The organism is Fictibacillus arsenicus (genome assembly GCF_001999465.1).
GTDB classification, from domain to species: domain Bacteria; phylum Bacillota; class Bacilli; order Bacillales; family Fictibacillaceae; genus Fictibacillus; species Fictibacillus arsenicus.
Genome location: NZ_MQMF01000003.1, coordinates 242,965 through 266,694, shown reverse-complemented (window position 1 = coordinate 266,694; position 23,730 = coordinate 242,965). Strand labels below are relative to the sequence as shown.

18 protein-coding genes and 1 riboswitch are annotated in these 23,730 nt (G+C 38.0%); of the genes, 15 read left to right on the top strand and 3 right to left on the bottom strand.

From position 1 onward, the window contains the following. Positions 1-3: 3 nt before the first annotated feature. The 7 genes from UN64_RS15290 (at position 4) to UN64_RS15260 (ending at position 9,057) form a co-directional block, all read left to right on the top strand. Positions 4-1,275 (top strand): M24 family metallopeptidase, encoded by a 1,272-nt coding sequence (locus tag UN64_RS15290; RefSeq protein ID WP_077364307.1) that lies wholly within the window; start codon positions 4-6, stop codon positions 1,273-1,275. Between the two features lie 96 nt (positions 1,276-1,371). Beyond that, positions 1,372-1,869, top strand: a complete 498-nt coding sequence (locus tag UN64_RS15285) for a GNAT family N-acetyltransferase (protein ID WP_077364305.1) — start codon at positions 1,372-1,374, stop codon at positions 1,867-1,869. A gap of 110 nt (positions 1,870-1,979) precedes the next feature. After that, positions 1,980-3,176 carry a GTP-binding protein gene (locus UN64_RS15280; RefSeq protein WP_077364303.1) on the top strand — a complete coding sequence of 399 codons (1,197 nt, stop codon included), beginning with the start codon at positions 1,980-1,982 and terminating at the stop codon, positions 3,174-3,176. 101 nt (positions 3,177-3,277) lie between these two features. Further along, a complete protein-coding gene (locus UN64_RS15275) occupies positions 3,278-4,018 on the top strand; it encodes a CBS domain-containing protein (RefSeq protein ID WP_077364301.1) in 741 nt (246 codons plus the stop codon). Positions 4,019-4,280: 262 nt separating this feature from the next. Continuing rightward, entirely contained in the window at positions 4,281-7,238 is a 2,958-nt protein-coding gene (fdhF, locus tag UN64_RS15270) for a formate dehydrogenase subunit alpha (protein WP_245802058.1), read from the top strand. Next, a complete protein-coding gene (locus tag UN64_RS15265; RefSeq protein WP_077364297.1) occupies positions 7,231-7,794 on the top strand; it encodes a helical membrane plugin domain-containing protein in 564 nt (187 codons plus the stop codon). Before fdhF ends, UN64_RS15265 begins: the two co-directional genes overlap by 8 nt. Before the next feature lie 3 nt (positions 7,795-7,797). Further along, on the top strand, positions 7,798-9,057 hold the full coding sequence (locus UN64_RS15260) for an L-lactate MFS transporter (RefSeq protein ID WP_077364295.1): 1,260 nt from the start codon (positions 7,798-7,800) through the stop codon (positions 9,055-9,057). Positions 9,058-9,604: 547 nt separating this feature from the next. Here UN64_RS15260 and gltC read toward each other — a convergent pair. Next, the gene (gltC, locus tag UN64_RS15255) at positions 9,605-10,507 is read right to left on the bottom strand and encodes a glutamate biosynthesis transcriptional regulator GltC (RefSeq protein ID WP_077364293.1); all 903 of its coding nucleotides are present in this window, start codon (positions 10,505-10,507) and stop codon (positions 9,605-9,607) included. 138 nt (positions 10,508-10,645) lie between these two features. Here gltC and gltB point away from each other — a divergent pair, with 138 nt between their 5' ends. The 7 genes from gltB (at position 10,646) to UN64_RS15220 (ending at position 21,589) form a co-directional block, all read left to right on the top strand. Further along, positions 10,646-15,202, top strand: a complete 4,557-nt coding sequence (gene gltB, locus UN64_RS15250; protein WP_077364291.1) for a glutamate synthase large subunit — start codon at positions 10,646-10,648, stop codon at positions 15,200-15,202. Between the two features lie 25 nt (positions 15,203-15,227). Further along, positions 15,228-16,706, top strand: coding sequence for a glutamate synthase subunit beta (locus tag UN64_RS15245; protein ID WP_077364289.1), 1,479 nt, complete (start codon positions 15,228-15,230; stop codon positions 16,704-16,706). Between the two features lie 105 nt (positions 16,707-16,811). Beyond that, entirely contained in the window at positions 16,812-17,741 is a 930-nt protein-coding gene (locus UN64_RS15240; protein WP_077364287.1) for a manganese-dependent inorganic pyrophosphatase, read from the top strand. A gap of 108 nt (positions 17,742-17,849) precedes the next feature. After that, positions 17,850-17,956: riboswitch (TPP riboswitch) on the top strand. A gap of 92 nt (positions 17,957-18,048) precedes the next feature. Next, positions 18,049-18,756 carry a thiaminase II gene (gene tenA, locus UN64_RS15235; protein WP_077364285.1) on the top strand — a complete coding sequence of 236 codons (708 nt, stop codon included), beginning with the start codon at positions 18,049-18,051 and terminating at the stop codon, positions 18,754-18,756. Then, entirely contained in the window at positions 18,749-19,330 is a 582-nt protein-coding gene (locus tag UN64_RS15230; RefSeq protein WP_077364283.1) for an ECF transporter S component, read from the top strand. The genes tenA and UN64_RS15230 overlap by 8 nt, the downstream gene beginning before the upstream one ends. Positions 19,331-19,344: 14 nt before the next feature. Then, positions 19,345-20,814, top strand: a complete 1,470-nt coding sequence (locus UN64_RS15225) for an ABC transporter ATP-binding protein (RefSeq protein ID WP_077364280.1) — start codon at positions 19,345-19,347, stop codon at positions 20,812-20,814. Next, positions 20,792-21,589, top strand: a complete 798-nt coding sequence (locus tag UN64_RS15220; RefSeq protein ID WP_077364278.1) for an energy-coupling factor transporter transmembrane component T family protein — start codon at positions 20,792-20,794, stop codon at positions 21,587-21,589. The genes UN64_RS15225 and UN64_RS15220 overlap by 23 nt, the downstream gene beginning before the upstream one ends. A gap of 32 nt (positions 21,590-21,621) precedes the next feature. Here the strand turns inward: UN64_RS15220 and UN64_RS15215 are convergent, their stop codons facing one another. Further along, entirely contained in the window at positions 21,622-21,918 is a 297-nt protein-coding gene (locus tag UN64_RS15215) for a hypothetical protein (RefSeq protein WP_077364276.1), read from the bottom strand. Between the two features lie 111 nt (positions 21,919-22,029). Beyond that, positions 22,030-22,650 (bottom strand): DUF2238 domain-containing protein, encoded by a 621-nt coding sequence (locus UN64_RS15210; RefSeq protein ID WP_077364274.1) that lies wholly within the window; start codon positions 22,648-22,650, stop codon positions 22,030-22,032. Positions 22,651-22,756: 106 nt separating this feature from the next. Between UN64_RS15210 and UN64_RS15205 the strand changes: the two genes are divergently transcribed. Then, positions 22,757-23,626 carry a chemotaxis protein gene (locus UN64_RS15205; protein WP_077364272.1) on the top strand — a complete coding sequence of 290 codons (870 nt, stop codon included), beginning with the start codon at positions 22,757-22,759 and terminating at the stop codon, positions 23,624-23,626. Positions 23,627-23,730 lie beyond the last annotated feature (104 nt).

The window sequence follows — 23,730 nt, the reverse complement described above, 5'->3', positions numbered from 1 at the left end:
TTCGTGGCAATCCAAATAGATCAAAGACCTTTTAAAATAAAATCACTCATTGAAAGAGATAAAATAACAGATGAATGGCTGCACACGAGACTAGGGGTTTTAATGCCTGTCCTTATGATTAAACATAATTTTGATATGTGGATTACACTAGGCAGAGAATATCATGAAGATCCAGTAGCCATTACTCTTTTCCCATCTTCAATAGACAGCTCGAAGCGTATAACGATATTTGTTTTTGTTAGAGAAAAGGAAACAGGAAAAGTAAAAAGGCTAGTAATTTCATCAAATAAACATTTTGAACCATTTTATACATGCTGCATCGGGAAGAAAGGTGAAGGACCATTTGAAGTACTCCGGAAACTAATGGATAACTATCAGCCGGATCAAATCGCTGTTAACCATTCTCGTCATTTTTCTTTTTGTGATGGGTTAAGTCATTCTTTTTATCAGTCAATGACGGATACGATCGGAAAAGATTACTCATCTAAATTAGTATCTTCAGCACCTTTGGTTATGGATTGGCTTCAATTTAGAACAGAATCTGAACTGGATGCATATAAAGAACTCGCATCCATTACTCGTGAAATAGCTAAACAAGCTTTATCTAATCAAGTGATTTCCCCAAATCAAACTACAACTCGTGAACTAGTTGAATGGATCAGGCAAAAAACTTTTGATCTCGGATTAAAAACCTCTTTCTATCCTACAGTTGACATTCAAAGAAAAGAGTCATCTGCTGACAGGATTGAAGATACTATTCAGCCTGGTGATATTGTACACCTTGATTTTGGCATTGAATATTTGGGACTTTGTTCAGATACACAGCAGTTAGCCTATGTCCTGCATCCAGAAGAACAAGAAGTTCCAGAAGGACTGCGGAATGCTTTATTCACAGCTAATAAATTTGAAGATATCGTTTTCGATTCGGTTAAACAAGGAATGACAGGTAATGAAGTCTTTGAGGAAGTAATAGAGAAAGCTATTGCCTGTGGCATTTCACCTATGCTATATTCTCACCCTATCGGTTACCATTGCCACGCAGCAGGTCCTTTAATAGGGTTATTTGATAAGCAGGAACCAATTCCTGTCCGAGGAGAATTAGAAATTCTAAATAATACGTGCTATGCGTTAGAGTTTAACATTAGACAATTTATACCTGAGTGGAATAAGGATATTCCTATATACCTTGAGGAATCAGTTTGCTTTACAAACAATAAATTGAATTACTTAACACAAAGGCAAACTGAATTTTATGTAATTTCATCTGGACATTAATAGCAGGAAACAATTTACATTTGATATATCTCCTTACCTTTAGTAAAATGGGAAACTGTGTGTTTCTGTAAAAATAATCTAAAGGGGGGGGATATCATGTTGCTTCTTGGGCTTGAAAAAGAAACAGAAAACAAACTTGACCGGGATGATCTAGAATTTCAACTTCTCCGATTACAGAACGATATGAAACAGATTGCGAAAGACTATGATGTAATCGGTGTTGACCAAACAAAAGATGATAATCTTGTTATCGTATATAAGACAGAAGAAATGGATCAATGCAAAATCATGCTAAACGATTGTGAATCAAGATATGATGGCTGGGATTTTGCTATTGATGCGGTATATGAAGATGACAATACTTTGCATATTGGTGATATTAAAGGGCCCGCCAACAAAGGATATGGATCAATATGTATGGAGTACTTAAAAGAAACTGCTTCAGACAATAATATTCCATTAATAAAAGGTGACATTGCTAAGAGAGACTGGGATCACGTTGACCGTTTAATTCATTTTTATGAAAAGCATGATTTTGAAGTTGAACTAGACGTAGAAAATAAATGCGGAAAAATCGAATGGAAAGATTTTTAGAAAGAAGATGTGTATCCATGTGATATGCGTCTTTTTTTATTTATTGACATAGACCTATGATGTGAATTATTATGTTAATCGTAATGATTACGATTTAAAAGGAGTTTAAAATGATACATACACTTACTAAAAGAATCCCCGTAACCGTATTAAGCGGCTATCTGGGAGCTGGAAAAACAACGATTTTAAATCATGTATTGACAAATCAAGACGGTTTAAAGGTTGCAGTGATTGTTAACGATATGAGTGAGATCAATATCGATGCCTCACTTATAAAAAATGAAACAAAACTATCTAGAACTGAAGAAAAACTAATCGAAATGACTAATGGGTGCATCTGTTGTACATTAAGAGAAGATCTCCTTATAGAAGTTGAACAGATCGTTAAAAATGGTGATATAGAATACATACTTATTGAATCAACAGGTATTAGTGAACCGATTCCTGTAGCACAAACCTTTACCTATTTAGATGAAGAATCTGGAGTGGATCTAGCTTCTCTTTGTAAACTAGACACCATGGTAACCGTAGTAGATGCTAACCGTTTTTGGCATGACTTCGCTTCAGGAGAAAGCTTGCTCGACAGAAAAGAAGCATTGGATGAAATGGATACAAGAGAAGTTGTAGACCTGTTAATTGATCAAATTGAGTTTTGTGATGTTCTGATTCTCAATAAATGTGATTTATTAGATCCTGAAGAGCGAGAAGAAATAAAAAGAGTTTTAAAAAAATTACAGCCAAGGGCTAAGTTTCTTGAAACGGAACATGGGAGGCTTAACCCAAATGAGATACTTAACACAGGTCTCTTTAATATTGAGTATGCAAGTGAATCAGCAGGATGGATGAAAGAACTTGAAAACGAACATATACCTGAAACGGATGAATATGGAATATCTTCCTTTGTATATAGAAGAAAAATACCTTTCCATCCGGAACGGCTGCTTGCTTTCTTAGAATGCTGGCCTCCTGAAATTGTACGAGCGAAAGGCTTTATATGGGTAGCATCCCGAAATGACTGGGCAATATTGTTAAGTCAAGCAGGTACAAGCATAATCTTTCAGCCTGCGGGACATTGGGTAGCTTCATCAAAAAATGATAAACAAGTTATAGATCAAGAAAAAACAGAGAATCCATACTGGGATGACACATACGGCGACCGGGTTACTGAACTTGTGTTTATTGGAATTGATTATAAAGAGGATGAAATAATTAAAGAATTAGATCATTGTCTACTTAATAATGATGAAATGTTAAGAAAAGACTGGAACGCATTTTCCGATCCATTGCCTGTATTTGCAGAAAAATAATAACAGATTGAAACGAATCCAAGTACGGATTCGTTTTTGTTTATTACTATGCTGTTATTGGGTATGTAGAGGGTAGCGTATGAAATAAGGAGAGATAGAAAATGACCGTGACTCATTTAAAAACCAATAAAGAAAATGCTTTGTCAGAACGTTTTGAGATCGCATTTAATCAAATTCATAAGTGTCTAATGGAAAAAGTAAAGGATACGACAGATGATCGGTTTAAAAATTTAGTTGAAGTTGGAATGAAAAAACATTCTCTAATCAGGTCGTTTTATAATGAGCTTTGCCAGTTCGCGAAACTTCGGAATGCAATCGTTCACGAAAAAGTTGACCATGATTATTATATTGCAGAGCCACACCTCGATATTGTGGAGCGCATTGAAAAAATAGCAGGTTATTTTCAAAAGCCTGAAACAGCATTAAGTATAGCTACAAAAGAAGTTCAACATTTTAAAGAAAGTGATAGATTAGCAGATGTATTAAGCTGTATTAGAAAAACATCTTATTCACGGTTTCCTATATATAATGAAAAAGGCGAATATCTATGGCTGTTAACTGCAACCTATTTATTAAATTGGCTTAGCGACCGGCTGGCAGATCAGGTTATTGATTTAAGCAATGCAAAAATATCTGATATCACTAGAAAAAAAGGGAAGCAATTAGTAGCATTTATTTCAAAAACATCAAGTATTTTTAAAGCGGAAGAAATATTTGAAACGTTCCATAAAGAAGACAAAAAACTTGAGGCAATCATCATTACACTAAATGGAAGCGAGAATGAAAAACCGCTTGGGATTGTAACTTCTTATGACTTAATCGAAATTGATTTAGATAGCTGATTTACTTAGACACTTCATAGGTGTCTTTTTTTCTGTATTCACAAACTATGATGCTCTTGAAAGTGGTTGATTTCCGCTCCAGGATGCTCGCTCTAATCAACTAGTCAAAGAAGCGTACGCCACAAAAAAAGTTGAAAAGTAAGTTGTTATCACATAAAAGGATTTGAATAACCTTATTTGTTTAAGGAGATAACGATTAGGGAATCGGCATTTTTAGATGACTGATTTTTTTGTAAATAAATTTTATTGAAAGGGTGAAATCATTTTGTCCGATTATTCTATTAGAATTAATGGTTCTGAAGTAAAAGCCAACAAAGATCAAACAATTTTAAATCTGCTTACTGACAGTCCTGATCAAGTTCCTCATGTATGCTATCACCCCAGTTTAGGTCCAATTGAAACCTGTGACACTTGTATTGTAAAAGTAAATGGTGAATTTGTTAGAGCCTGTTCCACCACCCTTAAAGAAGGGGATGAGGTTGATACGAATTCAGATGATGTGAAGGAAGCTCAAGTCATTGGAATGGACCGGATCCTGTTCAACCATGAATTGTATTGTACGGTTTGTGATTATAACAATGGCGGATGCGAAATACATAACACCGTAAAAGAGATGAAGATTAACCACCAAAGCATTCCTTTCGATCACAAGCCCTATGAAGTAGATCATTCAAATCCTTTCTACAGATATGACCCGGATCAGTGTATTTTGTGCGGACGATGTGTTGAAGCATGTCAGGATGTTCAAGTAACTGAAACGCTATCTATTGACTGGGACCGTGAGAGACCTCGTGTAATCTGGGATAAAGATGTACCGATCAACGAGTCTTCATGTGTTTCTTGTGGACATTGCTCTACAGTATGTCCTTGTAATGCCATGATGGAAAAAGGTATGGAAGGCGAAGCCGGCTACATGACTGGCATTAACCGGGAAACCTTGCGACCTATGATAGAAATTACTAAAAATGTAGAAACCGGTTATGGCTCTATATTAGCTATTTCTGATATGGAAGCCGCTATGCGTGAACAGTGTATTAAGAAAACAAAAACCGTTTGTACTTACTGCGGAGTTGGCTGCAGTTTCGATGTGTGGACAAAAGGAAGAGAAATCTTAAAAGTAGATCCTCAGATTGAAGCGCCTGCTAACGGTATATCTACATGTATAAAAGGCAAGTTCGGCTGGGATTTTGTAAACAGCGAAGAGCGGTTAACAAAACCGCTTATCCGTGAAGGCGATTCATTTAGAGAAGCTTCTTGGGATGAAGCTTTAAACCTGATCGCATCCAAGTTTACTGAAATCAAAGAAACATATGGCTCACAAGCTCTAACATTTATCAGTTCTTCTAAATGTACGAATGAAGAGTCCTATTTAATGCAAAAATTGGCTCGGGGAGTTATTGGAACGAACAACATCGATAACTGTTCACGATACTGCCAGACACCCGCGACGGTGGGATTGTTCCGTACCGTAGGCCATGGGGGTGACTCAGGTTCCATTAAAGATATTGAAAAATCCGAGCTTGTGATCGTTATCGGATCCAATACATCTGAATCCCATCCAGTACTCGCTACAAGAGTTAAACGTTCTCACAAGTTAAATGGTCAGAAACTGATTGTGGCGGATCTCCGTAAACATGAAATGGCAGACCGTGCTGATCTTTTTATTCAGCCTAGGGCAGGTTCTGATCTAGTTTGGCTTTCAGCTGTCACAAAATATATTCTCGATCAAGGCTGGGCTGATAAAGAATTTTTAGAGAATCATGTAAACGGTTTAGAAGAATTTAAACAAAACCTTGAAAAGTACACGCTTGAATATGCTGAAAAAGCAACTGGACTTTCCCAAGAAACTTTGATGAATATTGCTGAAACTATCCATCAATCGAAAAGTGTTTGTGTACTTTGGGCAATGGGTGTTACCCAGCATATGGGCGGCAGTGATACGAGTACAGCTATTTCAAACATGCTTCTTGTTACTGGAAATTATGGACGTCCCGGTGTAGGATCTTATCCACTTCGAGGTCATAATAATGTTCAAGGAGCAAGTGATTTTGGAAGTATGCCTGACCGTCTTCCATCTTACGAGAAAGTGGCTGATGATCAAGTTCGAGCGAAATACGAGCAAGCCTGGGGTGTAAAGATTCCTGAAGAACCTGGTCTGAACAATCATGAGATGGTCACTGGGATTCATGATGGACATGTTAAAGCTATGTATTTAAAGGGAGAAGACATGGGGATCGTGGATTCCAATATTAACCACGTTCATGCAGCGTATGAAAAGCTTGATTTCTTCGTCGTTCAGGACATCTTTTTAACGAGAACTGCTCAGTTTGCTGATGTTGTGCTGCCAGCAAGTCCAAGCTTAGAAAAAGAAGGTACCTTTACAAATACCGAGCGGAGAATTCAACGATTATATCAAGTGTTGGAGCCACTAGGTGATTCAAAGCCTGATTGGCAGATCATACAGGACATCGCTAACCGCTTGGGAGCAAACTGGAATTATACCCATCCGAGTGACATTATGGATGAAGCTGCCCAATTGGCACCGCTATTTGCAGGTGTTTCTTATGAAAGACTTGAAGGATACAAAAGTCTTCAATGGCCAGTTGCTCCAGATGGAACAGATACCCCGATTTTATTTACTGAAGGGTTCCCGTTTGATGACAGAAAAGCAAAATTATACCCTGTTGATTGGACAGAACCGAAGGAATTTGGTGAAGAATACGATATCCATGTTAATAATGGAAGAATTTTAGAACATTTCCATGAAGGAAATATGACATATAAATCAGAGGGGATCACATCAAAGACTCCAAACACGTTCCTTGAAATCTCACATGAACTCGCTGACGAAAGAGGGATTAAAGACGGGACTCTCGTACGCTTATCTTCTCCATATGGAAGTGTAAAAGTTCATTGTTTGATCACAGATCGTGTAAAGGGCAAAGAAGTCTATTTACCGATGAATGACACTGGAGAAGCAGCGATAAATCTTTTAACCAGCAGCTATTCAGATAAAGATACGGATACGCCAGCTTATAAAGAAACAAGTGCAAAATTAGAGATTTTGCAAGAAGAAGGTGTTAACCCTCTTCCAAAAACAAACTTCAGATACGGGAACCCGCAGCCGCAGATCGGTGTAGCAGTTGAAAAGAAGTGGGCAAGAAAAGATTATATCTTCCCTGGAGATGTTGTGAAAAAGGAGCGAAACCAACATGGCTAAGGCGATTAAGAAAGTTCATAAATTAACCCTATCGGAAGAAGAACAGCGAACAATAGATTTACGGGAAGTGGAAGATGCTTTAGTAAAAAATAAGGAAGCGATCATGCAAACACTCGAGATTATGAATCATATGCAGGACAAGGGAATCCTTTCACTTTTAAACGGGTTGTTTGGCCAAGGTGATAAAGTGCTGGATATTGCCGTTAAAGCAATGGACAAACCTGAAAACACAAACACCATGAAAAATCTCCTGCTGCTCTTGGGTACGCTGGGAATGATCAACGTGAGACAACTCGAACCCTTTTTGCTGAAGATCGATGCCGGAATTGCGCGTGTCGCAGAATATAAAGATACAGAAGAGAAGACCGGATATTTCGATCTTGTAAAATCGCTAAAAGATCCAGAAATCAATAGAGCGGTCACTATTCTTATGCAATTTCTTAAAGGGATGGGACAAGATACTGAGCCTTACGAAAAAACTACTCAAGATACGCCTGAAAAACGGACAAATCAAACTAAAGATAAAACGTTAGAGAAAAACGGGCAAAGGAGCTAAACAATGGCGAACAAAGTCAAGAACCGCTGGTTGATTGCTGCGGCTGCTGTTGGTATTCATATATCAATTGGTTCAGTCTATTCCTGGAGTGTATTTACTAATCCACTCCGGGAAAAGCATAATTGGGGACTCAGCGAAATCTCGTTAACTTTTAGTATTGCAATCTTGTTTTTAGGTTTATCTGCCGCTTTTATGGGACATTTCGTAGAACGTTACGGACCTCGAATTTCAGGTATGATCGCTTCTGCATGTTTCGGAGCAGGTCTTATAGGAGCAGGATTTGCAGACAGTATCGGCTCTTTGTATATGCTTTACTTCTTTTACGGAGCTCTAGGGGGAATAGGGCTTGGAATCGGTTATATTACACCGGTTTCATCTCTTGTTAAATGGTTTCCTGACAGAAGAGGCCTTGCTACAGGATTAGCTATTATGGGGTTCGGTTTCGCCTCTCTTATCGCGAGTCCTGTAATTGCTAAGCTGATAAATGGAATTGGCATATCAAATACTTTTTATCTATTAGGCGCCATCTATTTTGGCCTTATGTTTTTATCTTCACTCTACCTTGCCCCGCCTCCAAAAAATTGGCAGCCTGAAGGAATGAAAGATAAAGATCAAAAAGAAGAAAAGAAAACAAATGACCTTGCACAGCTAACTGCCAATGAAGCAGTAAAAACAGTTCGCTTTTGGGCACTTTGGTCAATGCTCTTCATAAATGTAACGTGCGGAATAGCCGTTATCTCAGTAGCCTCACCAATGGCCCAGGACATTGCCGGTCTGAGTGCTGGCGCAGCTGCAACTATGGTAGGTATTATGGGATTGTTTAATGGATTTGGAAGAATTGGGTGGGCTTCGGTTTCAGACTATATCGGACGTCCAAATGTATATACCACTTTCTTTGCATTGCAAACCGTTGCGTTTTTACTGCTGCCAAATGTTACAAATGCGTTTTTATTTCAGCTCTTAGTATATGTGATCCTTACTTGCTATGGAGGCGGGTTCGCTTCCATACCTGCGTACATCGGAGATCTATTTGGAACAAAGCAGCTTGGCGCAATACACGGTTATATATTAACAGCTTGGGCGGCGGCTGGTCTTGTGGGTCCGCTAGTAGTCTCCTGGATTCGTGAGACAACCAACAGCTACTCTCTGACACTCTATATCTTTACAGGTGCTTTTGTAGCAGCACTGGCTATATCGTTATTAATCCGTATTAATATCCGCAACATTAGAAAAGCGAACAATGACACACAAGCTGCAGGTTGAATAATAAGAAAGAGTGACCCAAAACATTCATTTTTGGGTCACTCTTTTTTTAAATAGAGCATAATTATGTTGATCGGGCAGGCTCCAATTCAAATTCATTTGTTTATTAGTGCCGTGAAGAGAGGAAAAGCTATGATAAGAAGCTTAGTTAACCGTAATTCCACAAAATAAACCCATGAATCCACGAGTTTCGGTAGCGAATCCAAAAATTTTATGCTGAAATCCATAAGTTTAGGCTCTTTATCCACGAGTCTACAATCCTCGACAAATTTTGATTTTCATCCTTTCTATTTCCCTCATCTCAATCATAATTAATACACCAAAAGCGTTTCCTTTTAAACTTTGGCTATTTCAAAAAGATAATTGCTCCGGATGTTTTTAATTCAGCTTTGCTTAGTTGATTGGAGCGCAAGGGTGCGAGACTCCTGGGGGATGAGTGGGACAGGTGAGACTCCTAACAGCGCAGAGCGCTAGGAGGCTCACCGCACACCCCGCGGAAAGCGAGCATCCTGGAGCGGAGATCAACCGCTTCAAATAGCAACAATGTTTATTGATATTGTTCCAGCACAGAGAAGAATTTAATAACAAATTCATAAAACACTTGTTCAGCAGGTGCAAGTTCTCGGCCACGTGGAGTGATGATTCCAACCGTTCGTTTCACATCTGGAATTTCTATTGGGATTTTCACTGTGAAACGTGGTTTAGTTTCATAGAAAGAACTATCGGGTAAAAGTGTTACACCCATACCAGCGGTGACTAAGCCTTTTATCGCATCAAGATCTTCACCTTCACAAGCGATTTTGGGTATAAAGCCCGATTCTTTACAAGCATTCACAACAACTTCTCGTAAAATGTACCCGTTTGGAAATAGAACAAAATCATCATTTCTTAAATCACTTAATAAAAGAGTTCTCTTTTCAGCTAATGGGTGCTGTTCGGGCAATAATGCAGAGATTTTTTCCGTGAACAAAATAAAGCCTTCCAAATCAGGGTCATTCGTTGGTACAGGACCAAGAAAAGCTAAATCAATGTCGCCGTTCTTCACACTCTCAGTTAAAAAACGATAAGATCCTTGGCGTAAATGAAAGGCAATATTCGGATGTTCTCTTTTAAAAGCAGAAACTACTGTAGGAAGCAGATGACCTGCAAGGCTAGTTGGAAATCCAATCTTAATCGTACCTCTTTCAGGATCTAAGTATTCATCTATCTGCTTTTTGGCATGTTCGATTGCTTTCATCGCTGTTTTTGCATGAGTTAAGAATAACCGGCCAACAGGTGACAGTTTGATATTTCTGCCTTCTCGTTCAAACAGTTCCACACCTAATTCCGATTCTAAGTTTGCTATTTGACGGCTTACGGCAGATTGAGCTACATGCAATGCAAGCGCAGCTTCTGACACGTGTTCTCGTTCCGCAACTTCAATAAAATACGCTAATTGACGAATCTCCATTACATTCCCACAACCAATCATTCTCAATTTGAGATCGTTTTAATCTAAATTATATATTGTTTCGATTAATTATAAACCTTAAACTAATTGAAAGAAAGTTTTGAACATTAAGTTGAAAACGTGAAGGGGGAGTAACCGATGACCTACAGTCAATTTCCAGAACCACAAGGGTTATATAATCCGAACTTTGAACATGATGCTTGTGGAATTGGTCTATACGCTCATCTAAAAGGGCATGCTACCCATCAAATAGTTAAAAAAGGACTTCATATGCTATGCCAGCTTGATCATCGCGGAGGGCAAGGAAGTGATCCGTTAACAGGTGATGGAGCAGGTTTGATGACTAAATTGCCACATCGTTTTTTTGAAAAGGTAACTGATTTTGATCTGCCGGAACCAGGCAGATACGGTGCAGGCATGATTTTTTTCCCGAACGATAAAGAAGCTCAAACGAAACTTGAAAATCAAATTAATTATTTTATTGAACAAGAAGGACAAAAGCTTTTAGGCTGGAGAACTGTACCGATTAATAGTTCTTCTATCGGAGAGAAAGCCCAAAACACATGTCCTTTAGTCAAGCAGGTGTTTATTGCTTGTGATGACTCCATAACTGACGAGCTTGTTTTTGAACGTAAACTTTTTGTCATTCGAAAGCAAGCAGAACACTGGGCAAGACAAAACGGGCTGCAAACTTATTTTGCGAGTCTGTCTACACAAACCATCGTCTATAAAGGATTATTAACACCAGAACAAGTTGATACTTTTTATATTGACTTGCAGGATGAGGATTTCGTGTCCCCATTCGCTTTAGTGCATTCCCGTTTTAGCACAAATACATTTCCAACTTGGGAACGCGCACATCCAAATCGTTATATCATTCATAACGGTGAGATCAACACTCTTCAAGGTAATATGAATTGGATGAAAGCACGCGAAAAACAGTTTGTATCTGAAGCATTTGGCGATGATATTGAAAAGCTTCTTCCGATTTTAGATGCTGATGGAAGTGATTCTTCTATTTTAGACCAGGCGTTTGAATTTTTTGTACTTGCAGGAAGGAAGCCTTCGCATACGGCTATGATGCTGATTCCAGAACCATGGAGTGAGAATCCGCATTTAGAACAAGAACGACGTGCTTTTTATGAATACCACAGCTGTTTAATGGAACCATGGGATGGACCTACAGCCATTTCATTTACAAACGGTAAACAGATAGGAGCGATCCTCGACAGAAACGGATTGCGTCCAGCACGGTATTACGTAACAAAAGATGATTATATTATCTTCTCTTCAGAAGTAGGTGTCATTGATGTTGAAGAAGAAAACATTCTTTACAAAGAGCGATTAAGTCCTGGAAGAATGCTTCTTATCGACATAGAAGAGGGACGCATCATTACTGATAACGAAATAAAGGCAGAAATGGCTAATGAACAGCCTTATGAAGAATGGCTGACAAATGGATTGCTTCAATTAGAAGATAACGGGGAAGAGCCTGTTGTTAATTTAGAAGATATCAGAAGGAAACAAAAAGCTTTTGGGTATACGTATGAAGATATTCATAAATATCTAATTCCTGTAATTACCGAAGGAAAAGACCCAATAGGATCAATGGGAAATGATACACCTCTTGCAGTGTTATCAGACAGACCGCAATCATTATTCAACTATTTTAAACAGTTATTTGCACAAGTGACAAATCCGCCAATCGATGCGATTCGAGAAAAAGTCGTGACTTCAACGATGACATTGCTGGGCGGAGAGGGTAATTTGCTCCATCCCGGACCGCAGAACGCTCGCAGAATTCAATTAGATTCTCCAGTTCTGACAACAAATGAATTTAATCAAATCAAAGAAAATGACATTACTGACTTTAAATCTATGATTTTGCAAACACTTTTTTCAGAAGATTTGGAAAGTGATTTGAAATATTTCCATAAGAAAGCAGAAAAAGCTATTTCCGAGGGAGCAAGCATCCTTATCTTATCGGACCGAGAAATGAGTCCATCTCAAACACCCATGCCGGTTCTGCTTGCGGTTAGTTCATTGCACCATTATCTAGTTCAGAAGGGCTTGCGCACAAAAGTAAGCTTGATCGTTGAAGCTGGTGAAGTTAGAGAAGTGCATCATTTTGCTGCTTTAATCGGATATGGTGCAGATGCAATCTACCCATATCTGACTTACAAGACGTATGAAGAAGCAATAGTGGAAGGGCATATCAACCTTTCACTTCAAGAGACAGTTAAAAAGTATAAAAAAGGCGTAACTGATGGAATTGTTAAAGTGATGTCGAAAATGGGTATTTCCACTGTTCAAAGTTATCGAGGTGCTCAAATTTTTGAAGCAGTAGGGATTGGAAAAGAAGTTATTGATCAATACTTTCCTGCAACTGCTTCTCAAATTGACGGTATCACACTAGCTGAAATCCAGAAAGAAGCCCAGCTGCGACATCAAGAAGGGTTTATGGAAACAATTGAGGACACTTTAGATTCAGGAAGTGACTTCCAATGGAGAAACTCAGGTGAGCATCATGCGTTTAATCCCAAAACGATCCACACCTTGCAATGGGCTTGCCGTAAGAATGACTATTCGTTATTTAAAACTTTTTCTAAACTAGCGGACGATGAGCGCACAACGTTCTTAAGAAACTTATTTTCGTTTAAACCTGAAGTAAAAAGTATTCCTCTTGAAGAAGTTGAGCCTGTAGAATCCATCGTTAAACGGTTTAAGACCGGAGCGATGTCATTCGGATCATTGAGCGCAGAAGCACATGAATCACTTGCGATTGCAATGAACCGCTTAGGCGGAAAAAGCAATAGCGGCGAAGGCGGAGAAAACCCAGCGCGGTTCATCCCAGATGAAAATGGAAACAACAGAAGAAGCAGCATTAAACAAGTTGCGTCAGGAAGATTCGGTGTTAAAAGTCATTATTTAGTGAATGCAGATGAGCTGCAGATCAAGATGGCTCAAGGAGCTAAGCCTGGTGAAGGAGGTCAGCTACCCGGTAACAAAGTTTATCCTTGGGTTGCTGAAGTTCGCGGATCAACTCCTGGTGTCGGTCTGATTTCACCGCCGCCGCATCATGATATTTATTCGATTGAAGATATGGCTCAGCTTATACACGATTTAAAGAATGCAAACCGCGCTGCAAGAATCAGTGTAAAACTTGTAGCAAAATCAGGTGTAGGTACGATTGCTGCAGGTGTAGCGAAAGGAGCTGCTGATGTTATCGTGATCAGCGGTTACGACGGTGGAACAGGAGCGTCGCCAAAAACGAGTATCAAGCATACTGGACTTCCATGGGAGCTAGGTCTTGCTGAGACTCATCAAACACTGATGCTGAATGGACTTCGTGACCGTGTGACGCTAGAAACAGACGGTAAACTAATGACTGGTAAAGATGTAGTACTGGCAGCTCTTTTAGGTGCTGAGGAATATGGATTCGCAACTGCTCCGTTAGTTGTCTTAGGATGCGTGATGATGCGTGCATGTCATCTCGATACATGTCCTGTAGGAGTAGCAACCCAAAATCCAGAACTTAGAAAGAAATTTATGGGTGACCCTGATCATGTTGTAAACTACATGATGTTTGTTGCAGAAGAGATCCGTGAAATCATGGCACAGCTTGGGTTTAGAACAATGGATGAAATGGTTGGCCGCACTGACGTATTAACTGTTGGTGAGCGTGCAGCGGCACACTGGAAGGCAAAACACTTGGATCTTTCAAGACTTTTATATCAGCCTGAAGGTGTACGAACTTGCAAGACTGTTCAAAATCACAAGATTGAACAATCATTAGATATTCAAGAAATACTTCCTAAGCTAAACCCTGCACTTGAACACCAAAAAGCTGTATCTATAAACCTTCCCATAAAAAATACAAACCGTGTTGCCGGTACGATTGCAGGAAGTGAGATTACTAAGCGATTTGGAGAAGAAGGATTACCTGAAGATACAGTCACACTTAACTTTACTGGATCTGCAGGACAAAGCTTTGGTGCATTTATTCCACGCGGCATGTCTCTATACCTGAATGGGGATAGCAATGATTATTTCGGAAAAGGTCTCTCAGGCGGAAAGATGATTGTTGCTCCTCCAAAAACAGCAGAATACCTTGCTGACGATAATGTGATTGTTGGTAATGTCGCGTTCTATGGAGCAACGAGCGGCGAAGCTTATATTAATGGTCTGGCTGGTGAAAGATTTGCTGTCAGAAACAGCGGAGCAAACATTGTTGTTGAAGGTATTGGCGATCATGGCTGTGAGTATATGACTGGCGGAAATGTTGTAGTTTTAGGAGATGTCGGCAAAAACTTTGCAGCTGGAATGAGTGGCGGTATCGCTTATATCTACACACATCAGCCATTACTGTTTAAGAGACTTTGCAATAAAGAAGGTATTGAGTTTGAGAGACTGGTTGATCATGATGAAACTGAATCAGTTAAACAATTAATTTTAAATCACTTTGCATATACACAAAGCGGTAAGGCTGCAGCAATCCTAGAGAACTGGAAATCTGCTCAATCACACTTTGTAAAAGTTATCCCGAAAGATTATAAAGAAATGATAAAAAGAATCGATGATGAGAAACAAGCTGGTCTATCGGATCAAGAAGCTGTCATGAACGCATTTGAAGCAAGATCTTCTGCTAAAAAACCAGCAGGAAGCCCTGGACCTACGAAATTGATTCTTAAGTAGTTATAAGATGAAAGGAGAGATAATCATGGGTAAACCAACTGGATTTTTGGAATTCCCGCGAGAAGATACAATAGAGAGAAAACCTCTCCGCCGTCTGAAGGATTGGAAAGAATATACTGAGAAACAGCCGGAAGATATGCTTAAAAGACAAAGTGCAAGATGTATGGATTGCGGTACACCATTTTGCCATATCGGTATTGAAATCAACGGGGCAGCATCTGGCTGTCCCATCAATAATCTGATTCCTGAATGGAACGATCTTGTTTACCGCGGAAAATGGAAAGAAGCACTTGACCGTTTATTAAAAACGAATAACTTTCCTGAATTTACTGGACGAGTTTGTCCTGCTCCTTGTGAAGGATCATGTACGGTCGAATTAGCGGGGCCAGCTGTTACCATTAAGAATATTGAACGAGCTATTATTGATAAAGGCTTTGAAAATGGATGGATTAAACCGAGAATTCCGAAAAAACGTACAGGAAAAAGAATTGCTATTGTCGGTTCTGGACCAGCTGGACTTGCAGCTGCGGATCAATTGAATCAGGCAGGACACTCTGTAACTGTTTTTGAAAGAGATAACCGTGCTGGAGGACTTCTCACATACGGTATTCCAAACATGAAGCTTGATAAAGATATTGTAAAGCGCAGAATCACACTTTTAAGACAAGAAGGCATTGATTTTGTTCTTAATACGGAAATCGGAAAAGATGTTATGCCTGAAGATCTTAAAGCTGACTTTGATTCAGTAATCCTTTGCACAGGTGCTCAAAAGCAAAGAGATTTGAATCTTGAGGGAAGAGAAGCAAAAGGCGTACACTTTGCCATGAAATATTTAACTCAATCGACTAAGCGGTTATTAAATGATAAAATCAGCGAACCGCTAATAGACGCAAAAGATAAAAATGTTATTGTAATCGGCGGCGGTGATACTGGTGCAGACTGTGTCGCGACTGCTTTACGCCAAAAATGTAAAAGTGTTGTTCAATTCGGAAAGCATCCTAAATTACCGGATGTAAGAAGCAAGGCAAACATGTGGCCTGAACAGCCTTATATTTTCACGATGGATTATGCATATGAAGAAGCAACTGCACAATTCGGATCAGATCCAAGAGAATATTCGGTACAAACAAAGAAATTGGTTGCTGATGAAAATGGAAATTTAAAAGAGCTTCATACGATTCAAATGAAGAGAACATCAGATGAAAATGGTAATCTTTCATTTGAAGAAATTCCAGGTACCGAAAAAGTATGGCCTGCAGACCTTGTTTTTATTGCAATCGGTTTCGAAGGAACGGAACAGCCAGTTTTGAAACAATTTGGTGTTGAAACAAAGAATAATAAAGTAGATGCGAAACATGGGGATTATAAAACAAACGTGGATGGTGTTTTTGCGGCTGGCGATTCCAGACGCGGGCAAAGTTTAATCGTTTGGGCAATTCAAGAAGGACGCGACTGTGCCAAAGAAGTTGATAGACATCTAATGGGCAGCACGGTTTTGCCTTAAGTGTTTTTTCCATGCTACAATAAACTCTAAAAGCCAAAACCGTTTATTCTGTGATAAAATAAGGGCTGGCTATGAAAATTCTATTTATCAATAAGGAGTAGAAGCATGGAAAAAGTACTTATTTTTGGTCATAAAAATCCCGATACTGACACAATAACATCTGCAATTGTTTATGCAAATCTAAAAACAAAACTAGGACAAAATGTTGAGCCTGTTCGCTTAGGCGAGATAAATGGTGAAACAAAATATGTGCTTGATTATTTTAAAGAAGATATTCCTCGCTTAGTGGAAACTGTTTCCGATGAAACAAACGCTGTTATTTTAGTAGACCATAACGAACGTCAGCAAAGTGCTAATGACATTGATAAAGTACGTGTTTTAGAAGTTATCGACCATCACCGAATCGCAAACTTTGAAACAAGTGATCCATTGTATTACCGTGCTGAACCTGTTGGATGTACTGCTACAATCCTAAATAAGATCTATAAAGAAAAAGGAATAAAAGTAGAAAAGAACATTGCTGGATTAATGCTTTCTGCAATTATTTCTGATTCTCTTTTATTCAAATCCCCAACATGTACAGGAGAAGATGTTGATGCAGCTCGAGAGCTGGCTGAAATCGCTGGCGTGGATGCAGAGACTTACGGTCTTGAAATGCTGAAAGCTGGAGCAGACTTAAGCGATAAGTCCATTGAGGAGCTAATTTCCCTCGATGCGAAGGAATTTAACATTGGTGCAAGCAAAGTAGAAGTTGCTCAAGTGAATACAGTTGATGCAAGTGATGTCTTAAAACATCAAGACGACCTTGAAACGGCAATTTCGAAAGTAATTGATGAAAAAGAATTAGACTTATTCATGTTCGTGGTAACAGACATCCTGACAAATGACTCAACAGCACTTGCACTTGGAAAAAGAGCTCAATCTGTTGAAGACGCTTATAATGTAAAGCTTGAAAACAATACAGCTGTATTAAAAGGTGTAGTATCACGTAAAAAGCAGATTGTACCTGTACTAACAGAGGCAATGAGCAAATAAAATCGATATTAAAAAGATGGAGAGATCCATCTTTTTAATTGGTATTTTAGTTGACAATTTAAACTACCCTGTTATGATTTAAAACATAATACCAACTTAATAATTTCACAAAACCACTAGGGGTGCCTTTTAAAGGCTGAGATCGAAGTTTGACTTCGAGACTCTTAGAACCTGATCTGGATTATACCAGCGTAGGGAAGTGGCTGTTACGGAAACTCTATTACTTATTTTGTTTTCTCTACAACCACTTTCTATTGCTGAAAGTGGTTTTTTTGTTGGTTAAAAACTATCTTGAGGAGGACTTTTTATGCCTGCATTTACTGAAGTACTGCGTAAAAAAGCTGACCAAATCTGGGAAGCCAATCTTAATCACCCATTCGTAAGAGGAATTGCCGAGGGTACTCTGCCTTTAGGAAACTTTAAGTATTATGTGCTTCAAGATTCTTATTACTTATCTCATTTTGCAAGAATTCAAGCATTGGGAGCTGCAAGAGCTGAGGATTTATATACAACTTCTAGAATGGCCGCACATGCTCAAGGCACGAATGAGGCAGAGTTAGCACTGCATGAAAAGTTCATTAAACAACTTCATATCACAGAAGAAGAACTAGCAAAATTCGAACCTGCACCAACCGCTTATAATTACACTTCACATTTGTATCGAGTTGCTGATTCTGGAAGTTTAGGAGAAATAATTGCTGCTATTCTTCCATGCTATTGGATTTATCATGAAATCGGAGAAAAGTTTGAAGGGGCTGAGCCAAAAGAACCTATATACCAGGAATGGATCGCTGCATACGGAGGAGAATGGTTTGGCCAGCTGGTTCAAGAACAAATAAGCCGATTAAATAACTTAGCAGAGAATGCCAGTCACGCTGAAAGAAAAAAAATGACACAGCACTTTTTACTCAGCTGCCAGTATGAATATTTGTTTTGGGAGATGGCTTTCTCATTGGAAAAATGGCCGGTTCCAACGCGCACATTATGCAGTGAGAGGAGAACTGAAAATGTCTAACAGATTAAAGTTAACTGATATATTAGTCACAATTGTAATTTCGATTGGTTTTGGAATTCTTTATAAAATATGGGGACCTCTCTATTATGCTGTTAAACCATTCGGTATTAATATTGATCAATTAATCTATGGGATGTGGTTTATGGCAGCAACAGTGGCATTTTTGATCATTCGTAAACCAGGAGTGGCTCTTCTTGCAGAAGTTGCTGCTTCTTCAGGAGAATTTTTAATGGGATCCGAATTTGGACTAGAAGTATTGTTATATGGAATAATTCAAGGTTTATTTGCTGAACTCTTACTCATGGCATTTAAATATAAGCGTTATGATTTATTAGCGGTTTCTATGGCAGGGATAAGTTCTTGCATAGGATCTTTAATATTGGACTTTTATAAAGGATATATTGGAGATTTATCAACTTGGAATCTTGTCCTCTATATGACATTTAGATTTATTGGAACGATTCTTTTTACAGGAGTACTGGCGAATTCTATCGTTAAGGCACTTGAAGCTACTGGTGTTACTAATCTTGTCAGGACTACATCACAAAAAGATTTCGATTCATTGGATCAATAAAGAGGTGATTGTGTATGGAATGTATTACATCCGTAAATAAATTAAAATTAAAATTTCCAGAAGAGGAAGGACTATTATTTAACGATTTAACTATTTCAATTCGAAAAGGAGAAAAAGTATTATTGCTTGGTCCGTCGGGATGCGGAAAATCTACTCTTCTACAAGTCTTATCTGGTCTTATCCCTCAATCAATTGATATTCCCATTAAAAGTGAGAGCATACAAATCCCTGATTCATGGGGATTTATATTTCAAGATCCTGATTCTCAGTTTTGTATGCCATATGTTGATGAAGAAATTGCGTTTGTTTTAGAGAATCTTCGAATACCTAAAAAAGAGATGACAGGCAGAATTAAAGAGCTCTTAGCAACTGTCGGCCTCTTCCTGGAAGATATTCATACGGAAATTCGAACGCTTTCTGGAGGTATGAAACAGCGTTTAGCACTAGCAACGGTTTTAGCTTTAGATCCTGAGGTGATCTTTTTAGATGAACCAACTGCATTAATTGATGAAGAGGGTACTGCACAAGTATGGGATACAGTTAAAGCTATTTCAAAAGATAAGACGATAATCATCGTTGAACATAAAATTGATCAGATTATGGATGTTATCGATCGAGTTATAGTGTTTACACATGACGGAAAGATCATGGCAGATGGAAATTCAACTTACGTTTTTTCTAATTTCAAAGAAGAGCTTAAAAGATTTGGAATTTGGTATCCAAATGCATGGGAAGAATATAAAAAAGAGAAAGTCCAAAACACTTTCACGGAACCTAGTGATCATATGCTGCGTTTACAAAACTTTCGAGGATACAGAAAAAAAGAAAATGCGATTACTTTAGAAAAAGCTGCTGTCCACTCAGGTGAATGGATTGTTGTTACAGGAGCTAATGGTGCTGGGAAAAGTACGCTTTTACTATCAATGATGCAATTACTAAAAACATCTGGTGATTACAGAATGGATGGACGACCAATAAAGAAATTTGCTGACTTGCAGAGAAAAGCATATTTTGTTTTTCAAAATCCTGAATATCAATTTTTAACGAATAGTGTAATAGAAGAGATTACTTATGAATTAAGGCAAAGAAACGAAGTGAGTAATGCAGAGTTTGTTAAGAAGGCAAATGATCTCTTAACAATATTCGGATTGAAAGATAAACAGAAACAACATCCTTATCATCTTTCTCTTGGTCAAAAAAGGCGTTTAAGTGTGGCCACTGCTTTTATACAAAATCCTCAATTGCTGCTATTGGATGAGCCTACTTTTGGGCAGGATTCTAAAAATACATTTAAGCTGCTTGAATTGTTGCAAGAAGAGTGCCAAAAAGGAACGATCATCATCATGGTTACACATGATTTAAATATCATAGATCATTTTGCTACAAGAGTATGGGAAGTGAAAAATGGAAAAGTGATCAGCGACTGGAAAAAGGATGAAATTAAAACAGGATCTGAGGGTAATGTGTATGAATATATCTTTTGAAGAAAGTTGGCTGCATAAGGTTAACCCTGCTCTTAAGCTATTTACACTCACATTTTTATTTGTATTTGCTGTAACGATCCATCATTTAAATTATATGATTACTTTTACATTGACCGTGTCTATCTTGTTCTTCTTTTGTACAGGTCAACCATATAAACACCTTTTACTTTTTCTCCTGCCTTTTTTACTTGTATTCTTCTCAACGGCAGTTTCAATGATTCTATTTGGAAAAGGGGAAACAACACTATTTAAATGGGGGCTTGTAAACGTTACAGAGGAGAGTTTATATCGGGGCTTGCACTTAGGTTTTAGAGCACTTGTATTTGCGATGATGGGTATTACATTCGTTTTGACGACAAAGCCAGTCCAGCTATTTTATTCATTGATGCAGCAGCTTAAACTGCATCCAAAGTATGCTTATAGTTTTATGGCAGCGATTAGGTTGATTCCAATCATGTTTGAAGAATTACAGACCATTCGGGATGCACGAAAAGTAAGAGGAATTCAAAGTCAAAAAGGATTAAGCGGTGTATTGAAGAGTATTAAATCACTGCCAATTCCTTTGCTTTCACAGAGTATAAGAAGAGCTTTTCGTATTGCAGTTGCTATGGAAGCAAAGAGGTTTAATTCGTCAAACGCAAGAACTTTTTATTATCATATAGGATTTTCAATATATGACCTATTATTTATTGTTTACTTTGTTTTAACAATAAGTTTAGCTTATTTTTTCGCATTGGAATTCCCGCTGTTTCCTGTTACAGATGTAAGACATTAAAGCACACCCAATACAGCCTAGTGTGCTTTTTACTATGGAATCATAATACGATCATTTTGTTTTAACAAAATGGTATATTCACCTTTATTTAATTTTTGATATATGGGATATGACACGGTTAATGCTTCCCCGGTTGAAAGAACAATCTTGTAATTGGGCTTTACAGTCATTGCAGTTCCTAGATCGATAATTTGTTCAGATCGAATTTTATAAATGATATGACCCTTATATTCAGTAATCTTAAATTCTTCCTCTACATAACCTGCCCATGCAAAGTAAAGGAAAAAACCTGCCAAAAATGTACAGGTTACAATCAGAAAACGTTTCATAATTCCACCTCATTCTAGTATGAATCAAAAGCCTAAAAATTATAGAAAGAGGGAAGGAGTATTTAAAAGGATTTGCCTTTTATTTAACTAATATAAATAACAATAATAAATTCATGACCAGCTTTTGTTATTCAAGGATTTTAGAAATAAATTATGCAATCTTGTTAATAGGAGCAAGGTAATGAGTGATCCCGCTAAAGTAAGGCCCATATCCCATTGAGCGTCCCACATATCTCCCTGAGCACCAACAAAGTCTTTCGTTTTTCTATTTGAAATTCTGCTGGCAATCCATTCAATAATTTCATAAAACCCTGCCAGTGAAAGAGTCATATTAATCGCTATAAATTGAACCCACTTTCCTAAAGGCAAAGGAGTTTTCAAGATTAATATTTCGCGAATAACGATAAAGGTTAGTCCTTTAAGAAAATGGCCAAATCGATCATAGTGGTTTCTTTCAAAGTCATAATTTTTTTGAATCCAATCAAAAAGAGGAACATCATCATACGTAAAATGGCCGCCGATAAAAGTCATTATCGTTAATAATGCAATGATGCTATAAGAAAGACTAGTCAGCCTTACTTTGTTATAAAAATAAAGGACAGCCAAAATGATAATTACAGAAGGGCCAACTTCTAGTATCCATATAGGATAATGCGCAGGCTTGATGAATGACCAAATAAAAAAAGCGATAACCGTCGTTAGTAGAAATATATGAAAGTAATTTCTTTTCATATTAAAAAATCCCTCGCAATCTACTATTAGTATTGATTTTCTATAAAGAAAGTATACGTTTAGCAGAATATTAAGATTAAATCTAACAAAAGGGATGTGAAGCATTATGACAAAAAAGATCGCTGTAGCTGTCCTGCATGGTATCGGGGACCAAAAAGAAGATTTTTCAGATATATTATCAGAAGAGCTGACTAAAAGATTTTCACAAAATCTGAAACCTTATTTCCCAGCTCCCGAAGCAGAAATTGTTATTCAGCCTATCTATTGGGGCAGCGTGTTCAATGGACGAGAAAATGAGATGTGGGAAAAGCTCTCAAAAGCTGCAGAATTAGATTTTGCAAAGCTAAGACATTTTGTTATTCACTTTTTTGGTGATGCAATTGCTTATCAGCCGTCTGCAAATCACAATCCGAATTACATAAAGGTACATGAAGTCTATGCGAAGGGACTTCAAAAGCTGAGCGAAAAAGCAGGTCAGAATGCCCCTTTATTTGTTATAGCTCACAGTTTAGGAACGGTTATAACAAGCAATTATTTTTATGATTTGCAATACATACCTGATAGAGTTCCTTTGAAAGTGCAAGAAAGTATGGCTGATACCCCTCTTGAACAAGGAGACACACTAACAGGATTTTATTCTTTAGGAAGTCCGTTGGCGTTATGGAGTTTAAGATATGCTGACTTTGATGTGCCAATAAACGTACCTTCACCTTATCTAAAAAAATATTATCCGAACCTGAGCGGAAAGTGGATAAATATGTACGACAAAGATGATGTCTTTGGGTACCCGCTTAAACCGCTAAATGATACATACGATAAAGCAGTTGAAAATGATGTTGAAATTAATAGCGGAAATTTAATCAGCAGCTGGTCACCTTTATCTCATATGCACTATTTCACAACTAACGATTTAATCAATAAAATAGGTGATGACCTGGCTAACGCATGGAAACAAATTAATTTAAAAAACAGCTAATGCAGCAGCAACCATTCATGTCCAAGAATACACTGGAAAATGAACTTTCGAAATGGATGGAATCAGATGAATAATCAGCAAAAACAAAGGACGGTTCTATCATT